A 13,253-nucleotide genomic window follows, 5' to 3' on the forward strand; every position below is an offset into this window, starting at 1 on the left:
GCCATGGCAAATATAGGTAAAATTGTTCAGGTTATAGGGCCAGTATTAGACGTTAAGTTTAATAGTGAAAAAAGCTTACCTAATCTATTAAATGCATTAGTGATAAAGCATGGAGATCAAGAAATAGTGGCGGAAGTTGCTCAACACGTTGGCGATGACACTGTTAGATGTATATCAATGAGTTCGACAGACGGACTTGTAAGAGGAATGGAAGTTGTAGATACAGAAGCACCTATAAGTGTTCCAGTAGGTAATGCAACGTTAGGAAGAATATTCAATGTACTAGGAGAGGCAGTTGATGGAAAAGGAGCTTTAAAAGAAGCGCCTATGTCACCTATACACAAAGCAGCTCCAAGTTTTGAAGATATACAGCCAACTGCAGAAATACTAGAAACTGGTATAAAAGTAGTTGACTTATTAGCACCTTACTTAAAGGGTGGTAAGATAGGTCTATTTGGAGGAGCAGGTGTTGGTAAAACAGTTCTTATACAAGAACTTATAAACAATATAGCTACTCAACACGGTGGAATATCAGTATTCGCAGGTGTTGGTGAAAGAACAAGAGAAGGTAATGACCTTTATGAAGAAATGACTGAGTCTGGAGTTATAAAGAAAACTGCACTAGTATTTGGACAAATGAATGAGCCGCCTGGAGCGAGAATGAGAGTTGCGTTATCAGGACTTACAATGGCAGAACACTTTAGAGATAAAGAAAATCAAGACGTTTTATTATTCATAGATAATATATTTAGATTTACTCAAGCAGGTTCTGAGGTTTCTGCGTTACTTGGACGTACACCATCAGCAGTTGGATACCAACCAACACTTGCTACAGAAATGGGTAAACTACAAGAGAGAATAACATCAACTAAGAACGGATCAATAACATCTGTTCAGGCTGTATATGTACCTGCTGATGACTTAACTGACCCAGCACCAGCTACAACATTCTCTCACTTAGATGCTAAGACAGTTTTATCTAGACAAATAGCATCTCTAGGTATATTCCCTGCAGTTGACCCATTAGAGTCAACTTCAAGAGTTCTTGATCCATCAATAGTTGGTAAAGAACACTATGAAATAGCTAGAGGAGTTCAAATTATCTTACAAAGATACAATGAACTTCAAGATATAATAGCTATACTTGGTATGGATGAATTATCTGATGAAGATAAAATAATAGTTGCTCGTGCTAGAAAGATACAAAGATTCTTATCTCAACCTTTCCACGTTGCAGAGCAGTTTACAGGGTTCCCAGGTAAATATGTACCATTAAAGGAAACTGTAAGAAGTTTCAAAGAAATATTAGAAGGAAAGCATGATAGCTTACCTGAATCAGCATTCTTATTCGTAGGAAGTATAGAAGAGGCAGTGGAAAAAGCTAAGGAGAGTAGATAATAATGGCTAGCGAATTTGCGGTTGAAATTGTTACTCCAGATAATACCTTCTATAAGGAAAATGCTGAGATGATAATAGTTAGAACTACTGAAGGTGATAGAGGTATACTTAAAAATCATAGACCTTTAGTAACAGGAATTGCAACAGGAACTTTACGTATAAAAAAGGATGGAAAATTCAGAGAAGCTGAAATCTCTGGAGGATTTATGAATGTAGAGAAGGAAAAAATTGTTATAGTTACTGAATCTGCAAAATGGTTATAATGTAAAGTTTATAAAAAAGGACTAGGTTAATATCTAGTCCTTTTTTTTGTTTTTATTAAAAATATATTCTGCTGTTGAATATAAATAGTCAATAGTAATACAATAGTAGTATAAGCACTTTTTGGAGGATATTATGAATATACTAGATATTGGAGTAGACATTATTGAAATAAATAGGATTAAAGAAGCTATAGAAACAAATCCTAGGTTTTTAGATAAAATGTTTACAGAAAATGAAATAGCCTACTTTAATAAAAGAGGATTAAAGCATGAAACTATAGCTGGTAACTTTGCAGCTAAGGAAGCAATAAGTAAATCTATAGGAACTGGAATTAGAAATTTTAACTTTAAAGATATAGAAATATTAAGAAATGAAATAGGTAAACCCATTGTAAAAACATATAATAATTTAACACAGATTTGCATAGATTATAATGTTATAGATATAAAAGTAAGTATATCCCATTGCAAAGAATATGCTGTAGCTAATGCTATAGCTATAGTTAAGGAGTGATAATATGAAGAACAAAACAGCTAAAGATATAATGACCACAGAAGTAATAGTGGCTCATAAAGGAGAGAATATAGCAAATGTAGCTAAATTGTTAATTAAAGAAAAAATAGGAGGATTGCCTGTAGTAGATGAAGAAAATAAGGTAATAGGTATAATATCAGAAACTGATATTATGAAGAAAGAAAAATATGTAGACACACCTAGAGTTATAAATTTTTTAGAAAGTATAATATTTTTAGATGATGTAAAAAAGATGGAAGATGACCTAAAAAAAATAGCTGCATATAAGGTTGAAGATTTAATGTCTAAAGACATAATTAAGGTTAATGAAGATGACAAATTTGATGATATAGCAAATATAATGATAAAAAAATCTATAAATAGAGTACCTGTTGTAGATGAAAACAACCAATTAAAAGGAATAATATGCAGGTATGATATTATACGAGCTATGTATGATGAATAAAAATTAATAGGAGGATTTTTGTGAAAAGTAAGTGGGCAATTATTTCGATTATGATTATAGTAATCCTTGGGGTTTTTATAGGATGCGAAAAGAAACAGTCCACAAAAGAAAAAGTTTATAGTGATTTTCAAAAGAAAATTTCTACAATGTCCTCATATAGTTGTATAGCAGAGATAAAGGCTGTAGGAAATAAGAGTGAACATAATTATGTATTTATTCATAGTTATAATAAGCCAGATAATTATAAATTAGAAGTTATATCACCAAAGCACTTAAAAGGAAAAACTATAGAATATAAAGGTGATAAAATATTAGTCAAAAACCCTAATATTAATGATGTACTAGAGTTACCTAACGTTGGTAAAAACGAACAGTATATGTTTATTGGGGATTTTATAAAAAACTACCTTCAAAATGAAGAAGTAAGTATAAGTTTGTCTGATAATAAATTAGTTTTAGAAACGTACATACCGGGAGATAACGAATACTTTAATAAACAAGTATTATACGTTAACTGTGACACTAAAACTCCTGAAATTATGGAGATACTAGATAATAAAGAAAATATTAAGTTTGTAGTAACCTACAAAGATTTTCAGTGGAAAAAATAAGGGGGAATACTAAAGACTATGGAAACTAAAATAACAGCTCCTACGTGGGCGGAGATAAATCTAGATAACATAAAGTTTAATTTAAATAATATAAAAAAATTATTAAAAGAAGATACTAAAATTTGTGGAGTAATAAAAGCTAATGCATATGGACATGGTGCAGTTAAAGTTGCAGAGATATTAGAAAATGAAAAAGTAGATTATCTAGCAGTTGCTAGATTAGAAGAAGCAATAGAGCTTAGACAAAATGATATAAAGCTTCCAATACTATGTTTAGGTTATGTCCCTGAGGAATCCTTAGAAATAGCTATCAAGAACAATATAATTCTTACTGTTTATTCACTTGAAATGGCTCAAAAAATTGATAATATAGGTAAGTGTATAAAACAGAAAACTTTGGTTCATATTAAGATAGACACAGGAATGGCTAGAATAGGATTTATGGCTGATGAGCTTGCTATCAAAGACATTGTACAAATTTGTAAACTAGAATTTGTAGAAGTAGAAGGTATCTATACTCATTTTGCAACAGCAGATGAAAAGGATAAAAACTTTACTTATATTCAAGCTAAAAGATTTAAATATATGGTAGAAAGCTTAGAATCCATAGGAATAAATATACCTATAAAACACGTATCAAACAGTGCGGCTACAATGGACTTAGCAGACTTGAAATTTGATATGGTTAGATGTGGTATAGTACTATATGGTCATTATCCATCAGAGGATGTTATAAAAGAAAACCTTATATTAAAACCGGCGATGACTCTAAAAACAAGAATAGCACATATCAAAGACGTTACCCCTCACACTGGTATAAGTTATGGACTGAAATACGAAGCAGAGCATATTGAAAAAATAGTCACATTACCTATTGGATATGCGGATGGTTTCACAAGAATGCAGAAAAATCCTAAGGTATATATAAAAGGTCAGCTATTTGATGTAGTAGGAAGAATATGCATGGATCAGTGTATGGTAAAAATAGATAAGGAAATAAACATAAAAATTGGTGATGAGGTTATAATATTTGGAGATGTTGAAAATAATGTGCAAAATATAGCTACAGATTTAAATACTATAAACTACGAAGTTTTATGTATGGTATCAAGAAGAGTTGACCGTGTTTATATGGAAAAAGATGCAATTTTACAAGTAGATAGTTATTTGGTAAAATGGAAATGATAGTATACCCCGGGAGGCGATTTTGTGCACAATAAAAGTAAGGAAAAAATTGTATTTACTTTGCCTGATTCTCTAATATCTGAAGTTGATTATATTGTACAGATGGAGAATAGCAATAGAGAAGACTTTGCAAAAGCTGCCCTTCAATTCTATATAACTCAAAAAAAGAAAATAGATGTTAAAGAATCTATGATTAAGGGTTATAAAGAAATGGGTCAAATTAACCTGTCATTAGCTGAATTAGGTATGACAAATGAGGTATCTTCCCAAGATAGTGTGGAAGGAAATATCGCTCAAGGTGAGTATTAACTTGGATATAAAGCGAGGAGACTTATACTATGCCGATTTAAGCCCTGTCGTAGGATCAGAACAAGGTGGAGTTAGACCAGTTTTAATTATACAAAATGATATAGGAAACAAGTACAGTCCGACTGTCATAGTATCAGCGATAACATCTCAAATTAACAAAGCTAAGTTACCTACTCATATAGAGATAAGTGCTAATGAATATGGGCTTAATAAAGATTCGGTTATTCTCTTAGAGCAGATAAGAACGATAGACAAGAAAAGGCTAAGAGAGAAAATTGGTTGTCTAGATAAGAACACAATGGTAAAAGTAGATAATAGCCTACAGATAAGTTTGGGCTTATTTACATTGTAAAAATTATTGATATGAGTAATATCAATAATTTTTTTTTAGAAAAAATTATAATATTATACATAAATGAAAAATAATCATACATCATAAAAACATATATTATGTGTTTTATTTAAAAAAGAAGGTAAAAATGTAAATAAAAGTGATATAATAATATGAGGATTGGAATAAAAATACACTATATATGAGTAATTTTTACTTTACAAATACAGGAGGTAATTACATGAGAGACCATAAAGGATTAAATGAGATTACACGTACTATAAGAAAAGATATAGTATCTATGATACATGGCTCTAAATCTGGTCATCCAGGAGGATCGCTATCGGCAGTAGAAATAGTTACAGCTTTATATTTTGATGAAATGAACATTGACCCTAATAATTGTAAAATGGAAGATAGAGATAGATTTGTTTTATCAAAAGGCCATGCAGCACCAGTTTTATATGCAGCATTAGCTGAAAAAGGTTATTTTGATAAGGAAGAGTTAAAAAAGTTAAGAAAGATAGGAAGTATGCTACAAGGACATCCTGATATGAAGGGTACTCCAGGAGTAGAAATGTCGACTGGATCTTTAGGACAAGGTTTTTCTGTTGCTTGTGGAATGGCAATGGCATCTAAATTAGATAATGCTCCTTGGAGAGTATATACTGTACTTGGAGATGGGGAAGTTCAAGAAGGTATAGTTTGGGAAGCTGCTATGAGTGCAGCACACTACAAGCTTGACAATATGGTTGCATTCTTAGATTACAACGGTCTCCAAATAGATGGAGCTACAGAAAAAGTAATGAACATAGGTCCGATAGTAGATAAATTCAAAGCTTTTGGATGGAATGTAATTGAAATAGATGGACATGATTTTGACCAAATATTTGCAGCTTTAGATATGGCTAGAGAAATAGTAGAAAAACCTACAATGATAGTTGCTAAAACTGTAAAAGGTAAAGGTATATCGTTTATGGAAAATGAAGCAGGATGGCATGGTACAGCTCCGAGTGATAGTGACTTAGAAAAAGCTTTATTAGAATTAGGGGGTGCTGATAATGAGTAATATAGCAACTAGAGAAGCATACGGAAAAGCATTAGTTAAATTAGGACAAGTTAATGATAAAGTGGTTGTTTTAGATGCAGATTTATCAAAATCTACTAAAACAAATGATTTTTATAAAGCATTCCCACAAAGATTCTTCAATATGGGTATAGCAGAACAAAACTTAATAGGTGCAGCTTGTGGTTTTGCAACAGCAGGGAAAATACCTTTTGCAAGTAGTTTTGCTATGTTTGCAACAGGAAGAGCATTTGAAATAATAAGAAACTCAGTAGCATACCCAAAATTAAACGTAAAGGTATGTGCAACACATGCTGGTCTTACAGTAGGTGAAGATGGGGCTTCTCATGAAAGTATAGAAGATATTGCTATAATGAGAGCAGTACCTAATATGACTATTTTAGTTCCTGCAGATGGTGTAGAGGCGGAACAAATGATATTTGAAGCTGCAAGAGTTTATGGACCAATGTATGTTCGTTTAGGAAGAAGTGCAGTGCCTACGCTATTTGATGAAAATTACAAGTTTGAAATAGGAAAAGGTGTAGTAGTCAGAGAAGGAAATGATGCTACTATAATAGCTTGTGGAATAATGGTAAATGAAGCGGTAGTAGCTTGTGAGACATTAAAAGCAGAAGGATTAAATGTTAGAGTTGTCAATATGTCTACTATAAAGCCAATTGATAAAGAGTTAATAATAAATGCAGCTAAGGAAACTGGTGCAATAATAACTGCTGAAGAGCACAGCATAATAGGTGGATTAGGTTCTGCTGTAAGTGAAGTTGTTACAGAGGAATGTCCAGTTATTGTTAAAAAAGTAGGAGTTAAAGATACATTTGGGGAATCTGGAACACCTGCAGAACTATTAAAAAAATACGGTTTAACAGCTGATGATATAGTTATAGCAGTAAAAGAAACTATAAAAAAGAAATAATAAGCGTAAAAAAGGATATAGTCTAGAGTTCTAGATTATATCCTTTTTTACGCTTGAAGAAATTATATTACCTCAAAAAATGTGAAAAAGTTGCCATATTTAAGTAACGCGCAGAGCTGTTGGCGATATGAAGTGTTTCGCCGACAGGTCGCTCAAGCGAAGTGAATTTTTAGTTTAAATGTTCTTCTAAGGTTTGTATTACTTTCATATATTTAATGTATATGGAGGTGATGAAATGAAGATAAAATTTAATATTAAAGGGGTAATGTATGGTGTGATATTCATAGCTCTAATAATAGGAGGGTTTGTTTTACTACCGAATATGTTTATGGAAAAAAATAAACCTGTAGATTACACAATTGTACAAAGAGAATCAGTGCCTACGAAAATTTTAGATATGATGGACAAATACACGAGTGAAGAAAGAGCATTAGCGGCTAAGTTGGATGGGAAAGTTTATGTAATAGTAACAAGGGGAACTAATAATTATGGAATCGAAATGGATAAAATAGACTTGCTAAAACAAGAAGACAAGGATGTGATGAGAGTTAAAGTTATATATAAAGATAAGGAAAAATCTTATCCGTACATAGTAGTTGAAACAAATCTTACTAATTTACCAGATAGAATAGAGTTGAGTACTTCTACAGAGGGAAAATAAAATAATAGTGCCAGTATGATAAAATATCATATTGGCACTATTATTTTATTAATATTTATAAATTATCTATAATTATTAATTATTTACCATCAAATAGGGAAAAATAAAACTCAAAATAATACCTAGAGGTGAATTAATGTTGAATATAGATAAATACAAGGTAGACATAGGCAATTTAAAGTGTAAACATTCATTAAATGACATAGAGTTTAATAGTACTGAAGATATAATTCCAATAAAAGAAATAATTGGTCAAAATAGAGCGGTGCAGTCAATTGAATTTGGGCTCAAAATGAAACAAAAAGGATATAACATATATGTAGCTGGAGTTAGTGGTACTGGTAGGACTAGTTATACTTATACACTAATAAAAAAACATGCAAAGAAGAGTTATAACCTGAAAGATTGGATATATGTGAATAATTTCAAAAATGCTAATGAACCTATAGCATTGTGTTTTAAGGTTGGTGTTGGAAAAGTATTCAAAAAGGATGTAGAAGATATTATTGAAAAACTTAAATTTGAAATACCTAAAATATTTAACTCAAAAGAATATGAATACCACAACAGATTATTGGTGAGCGAACTAGAAGATAATGTACAAAAAATAATAGAAGAATTAAATGAGTTTTCTAAACCAAGAAAATTCAAATTTCAAGTTACTGAAAGAGGTTTAATGAGTGTTCCTATGAAAGAAGATGGGACAATAATGAAGGAAGAAGAATTAGGAGGCCTTACAGCAATAGAAATAAAAAAACTAAGAGAAGATGGATTAAAATTAAATCAAGATAGCAAAGATTATATAGATAAGATAAAGTTGTGTGAAGAAAATTATAAGGTTAAAAATGGAGAATTAGACAAGAATGTAGGTAGAAGCTTAGTTGGATTTTACGGACAATATCTTATAAGTAAGTATGGGCAAGATGAAAAAACTCAAAAGTATATAAATGATTTGTGCAATGATATAGTAAATCATATATCTAAATTTAAAATAGAAGAAGACGATAACAAACAAAATCCAATGATGATGCTAGGAATTATGTCTCCAAAGAATGACGAGAGGTTTTTCAATAGATATAAGGTTAATTTATTTATAGATAACAGTGAATGTGATGAGTGTAAAATAATTATGGAAAATAACCCTACATATTATAACCTCACTGGATGTATTGAATATAAAAATGAAATAGGAGCAATGACTACTAGTTTTATGGAAATAAAACCTGGTTCATTTCACAAGGCTAATGGAGGTTATTTAATAATAAATGTAAAAGATTTATTAATAAACCCATATGCCTGGGACTGCTTAAAGAGAACTTTGAAAACGGGAATGATATCCATAGAGTCGTTAAATAAACAGTATGGATACTTAGTTACATCAACCCTAAAACCAGACCCTATAGATTTAGATATAAAAGTAATACTAGTAGGTGATGGATATTTATATAGTCTTTTATATGCTCATGAAGAGGATTTTAGAAATTTATTTAAAATAATGGCGGACTTTGATATAGAAATTGATAAAACTAAAGATAATGTATATAAAACAGTTCAATTGATATCTAATAAGTGCAATGAGGAAAAATTAAAACATTTTGATAAACTAGCAGTAGAAAAAATAATAGAGTATAGTACAAGAATGAGCGACCATCAAGATAAGCTGACAGCTAGATTTAATAAGGTAGTAGAAATTATATATGAGTCGGATGCTCTTAGTAATGATGAGAATCGATATGTAACAAAAGAAGATGTTCAAAATGCTATAGACCAAAAAATATATAGAAGTAATAAATACGAAGAAAAATTAAATGAGATGTTTAAGGATGGAACATTACTTATAGATATAGAAGGGGAAAAAACAGGTCAAATAAATGGTCTGGCAGTAATGGGAACGGGAGAATACTCTTTTGGTAAACCTTCTAAAATAACTGCATCTACTTACAAGGGTAGAAGTGGAGTAATAAATATAGAAAGAGAAATAAAACAAAGTGGAAGTATACACGACAAGGGAGTGTTGATATTAAGTGGATACTTAGGAGCAAGATACGGCAAAGAAAAACCTCTATCTATAACTACATCTATAACTTTTGAACAAAATTATAGTGGAGTAGATGGAGATAGCGCATCTAGTACAGAATTATACGCTATTATATCTAGCATAGCGGACATATCTATAAAGCAATATATTGCGGTAACTGGATCAGTAAGTCAAAAAGGAGAAATTCAGCCAATAGGAGGGATTAATCAAAAGATAGAAGGATTCTTTGATGTATGCAAAATAAAAGGATTTACAGGCAATCAAGGAGTTTTAATGCCGATACAAAATGTAAAAAATCTATTATTAAAAGATGAAGTTATAGAAGCTGTAAAAGAAGGAAAGTTTAATATATATGCAATATCAAATATTGAAGAAGGTCTAGAAATTTTAATGGGAAAAACTATGAAAGAAATAGATTGTATTGTAAAAGATAAATTAGAGATGTATAGAAAATTTGATAAAGAAGATAAAGATGAAGATGAAAGTAAAAAAGAAAACTCAAAACAAAATGAAGAGTCAAAATAAAATGATAAAAAAGATATAGACATAAAATAATTAAAAGCAAAAGTGTTCTTGAATTTATTAATCAAGAATACTTTTGCTTATGTTTTTAAAATAATAATTATCTAGATGGAGTTAAAACTCTAGACTCGGTAATTATGTAATCGAGTTGAGCGTCATGAGATTCTTTTGGAACAGTATCAAATATTTGTAAATCGAAAGCTATTCCCACTGTTAAGGAATCATCTCTTAGTCTGTTAAGGAATCTATCATAGAATCCACCGCCATATCCAAGTCTATAGCAATCCTCATCATATGCAACAGCTGGAACAATAACAAGATCAATATCTTCTATATTTACTCTAGGAGAACAATCTTCTTTAGGTTCTCTTATTCCGTATGCTCCTATTTTTATACCTTCTTTTAAGTCTGTAATTTGACAAGGAACTAATTCTCTTTTATCCATTATAGTTACAGGTGTTGCAACTACTTTGTTAAGGCATAAAAGCTTATTAACAAGCTCAGTTGTTTGAACTTCATTATTAAAATCTAAATAAAGCATAATAATTTTTGCATTTTTTACACAATCCATAGATAATAACTTTTCTGTGATTATAGAAGAATTTTTAGCAATAAATTCATGAGGTTGTTTTTTTCTATCAGCGATAACATTTTTTCTAAATTCTTTTTTCATATAATCTCCCCCCCCTTTTTAATATGGTATAATGTGGATATAATATATATCTAATATAAAGTTTAGTACATTTAAACAACTTAAGGCAACATAATAGGGAAAGAGTAATAAAAAGAATAGCTAGTCATATAATATAAAGTAGATTATAAAAAGGAGATGCAACTTATGATATCTAAAAAGAAGGCTATTATGTATGGAGTAGTATTAGTAATAGTAACAGCTTTATTTACTTCTACATTTTCAATTACTATAGGTAATAGAGTAGTAATATCTAAGGATATGTATGAAAGTTATAAAAAGTATAATAAAATGGTAGGTTTAGAAGGGGCTGTAAAAGAAGAATTTTATAAAAAACCATCAGATGATAAATTGGTTGATGGAGCTATAAAAGGAATGTTTTCTGGACTAGATGATCCGTATTCGCAGTATTATACAAAAGAAGAGTTTCAGAGATTAATGGAACAAACTAGTGGTTCATTTGTAGGTATAGGAGTGTATATAAGTCCTACATCAGAGGATGATCATATAACAATAATTGCACCTATAGAAGGTTCGCCAGCAGAAAAAAGTGGAATAAAGTCAGGAGACAAAATATTAAAAGTAGATGGAAAAACTGTTTCAGCTAAAGATTCAGATAAAGCTATAGGGATGATAAAAGGAAAAGAAGGAACAGAAGTAACTCTAACTATAAAAAGAGAAACTGAAATATTTGACAAAACAGTAAAAAGAGAAGAAATAGTTTCAAAAACAGTAAAAAGTGAAGTGTTAAAAGATGATGTAGGGTACATAAAAATTACTTCCTTTAGTGAACATACATATAAAGAATTTAAAACTACTTTAGATGGATTAAAGGAGAAAAACATAAAAGGTCTAATATTAGATGTAAGGGATAATCCTGGAGGGTTATTGGACGTATGCAAAGATATAGCAGATGAATTAATAGGAGAAGGTACTATTGTTTATACTAAGGACAATAAAGGAAACACAGAATACTTAAAATCTAACGAAAAAAAATTAGGATTACCTATAGCAATATTGACTAATGAAGGAAGTGCATCTGCTTCAGAAATACTTACAGGTGCTATTATAGATAATAAAGCCGGTATATCTATAGGAACAACTACATTTGGCAAAGGATTAGTACAAAGTGTAAAAGAATTAAAAGATGGAACTGGTTATAAATTAACGGTAGCTCAATATTTTACTCCTAGTGGTGATTATATAAATAAAAAAGGTATAAAGCCTACAATCGAAGAAAAAGACACAGAAAAGCAGCTTGATGCGGCTGTTAATTGGATTAAAGAAAAAATGAAATAAGAAGAAAATATTGAGAAAAAATGAAAAATTAAATAAAAGGAAAAATATAAATCATATAGAATTATAATAAAATAAGATAATAATGCTAGAAAATGAATGATTTTTTATTAGGAAGTGATTTTATGGAAAAATCTATGGCGAAAATTATCAACTTTGAGGAATATAGAGAGAAAAAAACGAAATCAGATACAAATAGAAAAGAGCTTTTGCAACTAATAAAGAGAATAATAACGACAAAATAAGGAGTGGTAACACTCCTTATTTTGTCGTTATACCTTTAAATTTGTAATAAGATATTTAATTATGACATTTTCAAATCGTCAATATAAGCTTGGAATTGAGAAAATTCATTTTCGTCATCTAATTCGACTACTTGAGAATCTTCGCTGTCGAAATTTTTAAGGTAAATAGTATGGCTGTTATTAACTTGGTCGTAATAAATGCATCTATATCCATCTTCATACAAACCTTTTAGAGTGCTAAAATTAGTCATAGAATCATCTCCTTATAGAAAATAGAATTATTATATATTGTTACAAAATTTATATATACTATTCAAATGATAAAGTTAAGGCAAAACAAATTCGCTACCTTAAATAAGAAGGTAGCTTAATTGTATGGTTCATTAACTATAAAATACATTATATTATTAAATAGAATTTTTATTATTTAAAATAAAAATAAAAAGATATAAAAAAGTATTGACTAAATAAAATAAAGATGATATATTATTACTTGTACTTAAGAAAAGTAAAAACAACTTGAAGAAAAAAGTTGTTGACAAAGTGAAATTGCTTTGTTAGACTAAAGAAGTTGCAAGATAGCAACGATATGAACTTTGAAAATTAAACAGTAGGTTAATTTATAGAAACAAACATAATTCTTAACAGAATTAAAACACAAACAAACCAAGCCAGATATTCAGATAATGATTAGCTGAGCGATGGACAACTTTTTAAATTATATTT

The 13,253-nt window shown here is 30.0% G+C and carries 16 protein-coding genes; 14 read left to right on the forward strand and 2 right to left on the reverse strand.

Going from position 1 to position 13,253, the window contains the following annotated elements:
• Positions 1-3: 3 nt before the first annotated feature.
• The 12 genes from atpD to ACRC03_RS01200 all read left to right on the forward strand — a co-directional run bounded on the left by atpD (position 4) and on the right by ACRC03_RS01200 (position 10,298).
• A complete protein-coding gene (gene atpD, locus ACRC03_RS01145; RefSeq protein ID WP_438650709.1) occupies positions 4-1,398 on the forward strand; it encodes a F0F1 ATP synthase subunit beta in 1,395 nt (464 codons plus the stop codon).
• Positions 1,399-1,400: 2 nt separating this feature from the next.
• Positions 1,401-1,661, forward strand: coding sequence for an ATP synthase F1 subunit epsilon (gene atpC, locus ACRC03_RS01150; RefSeq protein ID WP_438650710.1), 261 nt, complete (start codon positions 1,401-1,403; stop codon positions 1,659-1,661).
• 133 nt (positions 1,662-1,794) lie between these two features.
• The gene (gene acpS / locus ACRC03_RS01155) at positions 1,795-2,175 is read left to right on the forward strand and encodes a holo-ACP synthase (protein ID WP_438650711.1); all 381 of its coding nucleotides are present in this window, start codon (positions 1,795-1,797) and stop codon (positions 2,173-2,175) included.
• Between the two features lie 4 nt (positions 2,176-2,179).
• Positions 2,180-2,641: a CBS domain-containing protein gene (locus tag ACRC03_RS01160; RefSeq protein ID WP_438650712.1), complete on the forward strand. Its 462-nt coding sequence runs from the start codon at positions 2,180-2,182 to the stop codon at positions 2,639-2,641.
• 20 nt (positions 2,642-2,661) lie between these two features.
• Positions 2,662-3,252, forward strand: coding sequence for a germination lipoprotein GerS (gerS, locus tag ACRC03_RS01165; protein ID WP_438650713.1), 591 nt, complete (start codon positions 2,662-2,664; stop codon positions 3,250-3,252).
• Positions 3,253-3,270: 18 nt separating this feature from the next.
• Positions 3,271-4,437 (forward strand): alanine racemase, encoded by a 1,167-nt coding sequence (gene alr, locus ACRC03_RS01170; protein ID WP_438650714.1) that lies wholly within the window; start codon positions 3,271-3,273, stop codon positions 4,435-4,437.
• Between the two features lie 24 nt (positions 4,438-4,461).
• Positions 4,462-4,746, forward strand: a complete 285-nt coding sequence (locus ACRC03_RS01175) for an antitoxin (protein ID WP_438650715.1) — start codon at positions 4,462-4,464, stop codon at positions 4,744-4,746.
• On the forward strand, positions 4,736-5,098 hold the full coding sequence (locus tag ACRC03_RS01180; protein WP_438650716.1) for a type II toxin-antitoxin system PemK/MazF family toxin: 363 nt from the start codon (positions 4,736-4,738) through the stop codon (positions 5,096-5,098). Before ACRC03_RS01175 ends, ACRC03_RS01180 begins: the two co-directional genes overlap by 11 nt.
• Positions 5,099-5,318: 220 nt before the next feature.
• Positions 5,319-6,146 (forward strand): transketolase, encoded by an 828-nt coding sequence (locus tag ACRC03_RS01185; RefSeq protein ID WP_438650717.1) that lies wholly within the window; start codon positions 5,319-5,321, stop codon positions 6,144-6,146.
• Positions 6,139-7,074, forward strand: a complete 936-nt coding sequence (locus tag ACRC03_RS01190) for a transketolase family protein (protein WP_438650718.1) — start codon at positions 6,139-6,141, stop codon at positions 7,072-7,074. Before ACRC03_RS01185 ends, ACRC03_RS01190 begins: the two co-directional genes overlap by 8 nt.
• 235 nt (positions 7,075-7,309) lie before the next feature.
• The gene (locus tag ACRC03_RS01195) at positions 7,310-7,735 is read left to right on the forward strand and encodes a hypothetical protein (RefSeq protein WP_438650719.1); all 426 of its coding nucleotides are present in this window, start codon (positions 7,310-7,312) and stop codon (positions 7,733-7,735) included.
• Positions 7,736-7,871: 136 nt separating this feature from the next.
• Complete coding sequence (locus ACRC03_RS01200) at positions 7,872-10,298, forward strand: Lon protease family protein (RefSeq protein ID WP_438650720.1); 2,427 nt, start codon at positions 7,872-7,874, stop codon at positions 10,296-10,298.
• Between the two features lie 97 nt (positions 10,299-10,395).
• Here the strand turns inward: ACRC03_RS01200 and ACRC03_RS01205 are convergent, their stop codons facing one another.
• Positions 10,396-10,968 (reverse strand): 5-formyltetrahydrofolate cyclo-ligase, encoded by a 573-nt coding sequence (locus tag ACRC03_RS01205; RefSeq protein ID WP_438650721.1) that lies wholly within the window; start codon positions 10,966-10,968, stop codon positions 10,396-10,398.
• Positions 10,969-11,133: 165 nt separating this feature from the next.
• On the opposite strand from ACRC03_RS01205, the gene ACRC03_RS01210 reads away from it, so the two are divergent.
• A complete protein-coding gene (locus ACRC03_RS01210) occupies positions 11,134-12,285 on the forward strand; it encodes a S41 family peptidase (protein WP_438650722.1) in 1,152 nt (383 codons plus the stop codon).
• A gap of 92 nt (positions 12,286-12,377) precedes the next feature.
• Complete coding sequence (locus ACRC03_RS01215) at positions 12,378-12,527, forward strand: hypothetical protein (RefSeq protein ID WP_438650723.1); 150 nt, start codon at positions 12,378-12,380, stop codon at positions 12,525-12,527.
• A 59-nt stretch (positions 12,528-12,586) separates the two neighbouring features.
• On the opposite strand, the gene ACRC03_RS01220 is transcribed toward ACRC03_RS01215, so the two are convergent.
• Positions 12,587-12,778, reverse strand: coding sequence for a hypothetical protein (locus tag ACRC03_RS01220; RefSeq protein ID WP_438650724.1), 192 nt, complete (start codon positions 12,776-12,778; stop codon positions 12,587-12,589).
• Positions 12,779-13,253 lie beyond the last annotated feature (475 nt).

It is taken from the genome of Romboutsia sp. (assembly GCF_051659545.1).
In the GTDB taxonomy this organism is placed as follows: Bacteria; Bacillota; Clostridia; order Peptostreptococcales; family Peptostreptococcaceae; genus JBOFOR01.

Coding starts and splice junctions, on each gene's coding strand:
- atpD (WP_438650709.1), top strand. CDS start 4: ATGGCAAATATAGGTAAAATTGTTCAGGTTATAGGGCCAGTATTAGAC.
- atpC (WP_438650710.1), top strand. CDS start 1,401: ATGGCTAGCGAATTTGCGGTTGAAATTGTTACTCCAGATAATACCTTC.
- acpS (WP_438650711.1), top strand. CDS start 1,795: ATGAATATACTAGATATTGGAGTAGACATTATTGAAATAAATAGGATT.
- ACRC03_RS01160 (WP_438650712.1), top strand. CDS start 2,180: ATGAAGAACAAAACAGCTAAAGATATAATGACCACAGAAGTAATAGTG.
- alr (WP_438650714.1), top strand. CDS start 3,271: ATGGAAACTAAAATAACAGCTCCTACGTGGGCGGAGATAAATCTAGAT.
- ACRC03_RS01185 (WP_438650717.1), top strand. CDS start 5,319: ATGAGAGACCATAAAGGATTAAATGAGATTACACGTACTATAAGAAAA.
- ACRC03_RS01190 (WP_438650718.1), top strand. CDS start 6,139: ATGAGTAATATAGCAACTAGAGAAGCATACGGAAAAGCATTAGTTAAA.
- ACRC03_RS01195 (WP_438650719.1), top strand. CDS start 7,310: ATGAAGATAAAATTTAATATTAAAGGGGTAATGTATGGTGTGATATTC.
- ACRC03_RS01200 (WP_438650720.1), top strand. CDS start 7,872: ATGTTGAATATAGATAAATACAAGGTAGACATAGGCAATTTAAAGTGT.
- ACRC03_RS01205 (WP_438650721.1), bottom strand. CDS start 10,968: ATGAAAAAAGAATTTAGAAAAAATGTTATCGCTGATAGAAAAAAACAA.
- ACRC03_RS01210 (WP_438650722.1), top strand. CDS start 11,134: ATGATATCTAAAAAGAAGGCTATTATGTATGGAGTAGTATTAGTAATA.
- ACRC03_RS01215 (WP_438650723.1), top strand. CDS start 12,378: ATGAATGATTTTTTATTAGGAAGTGATTTTATGGAAAAATCTATGGCG.
- ACRC03_RS01220 (WP_438650724.1), bottom strand. CDS start 12,778: ATGACTAATTTTAGCACTCTAAAAGGTTTGTATGAAGATGGATATAGA.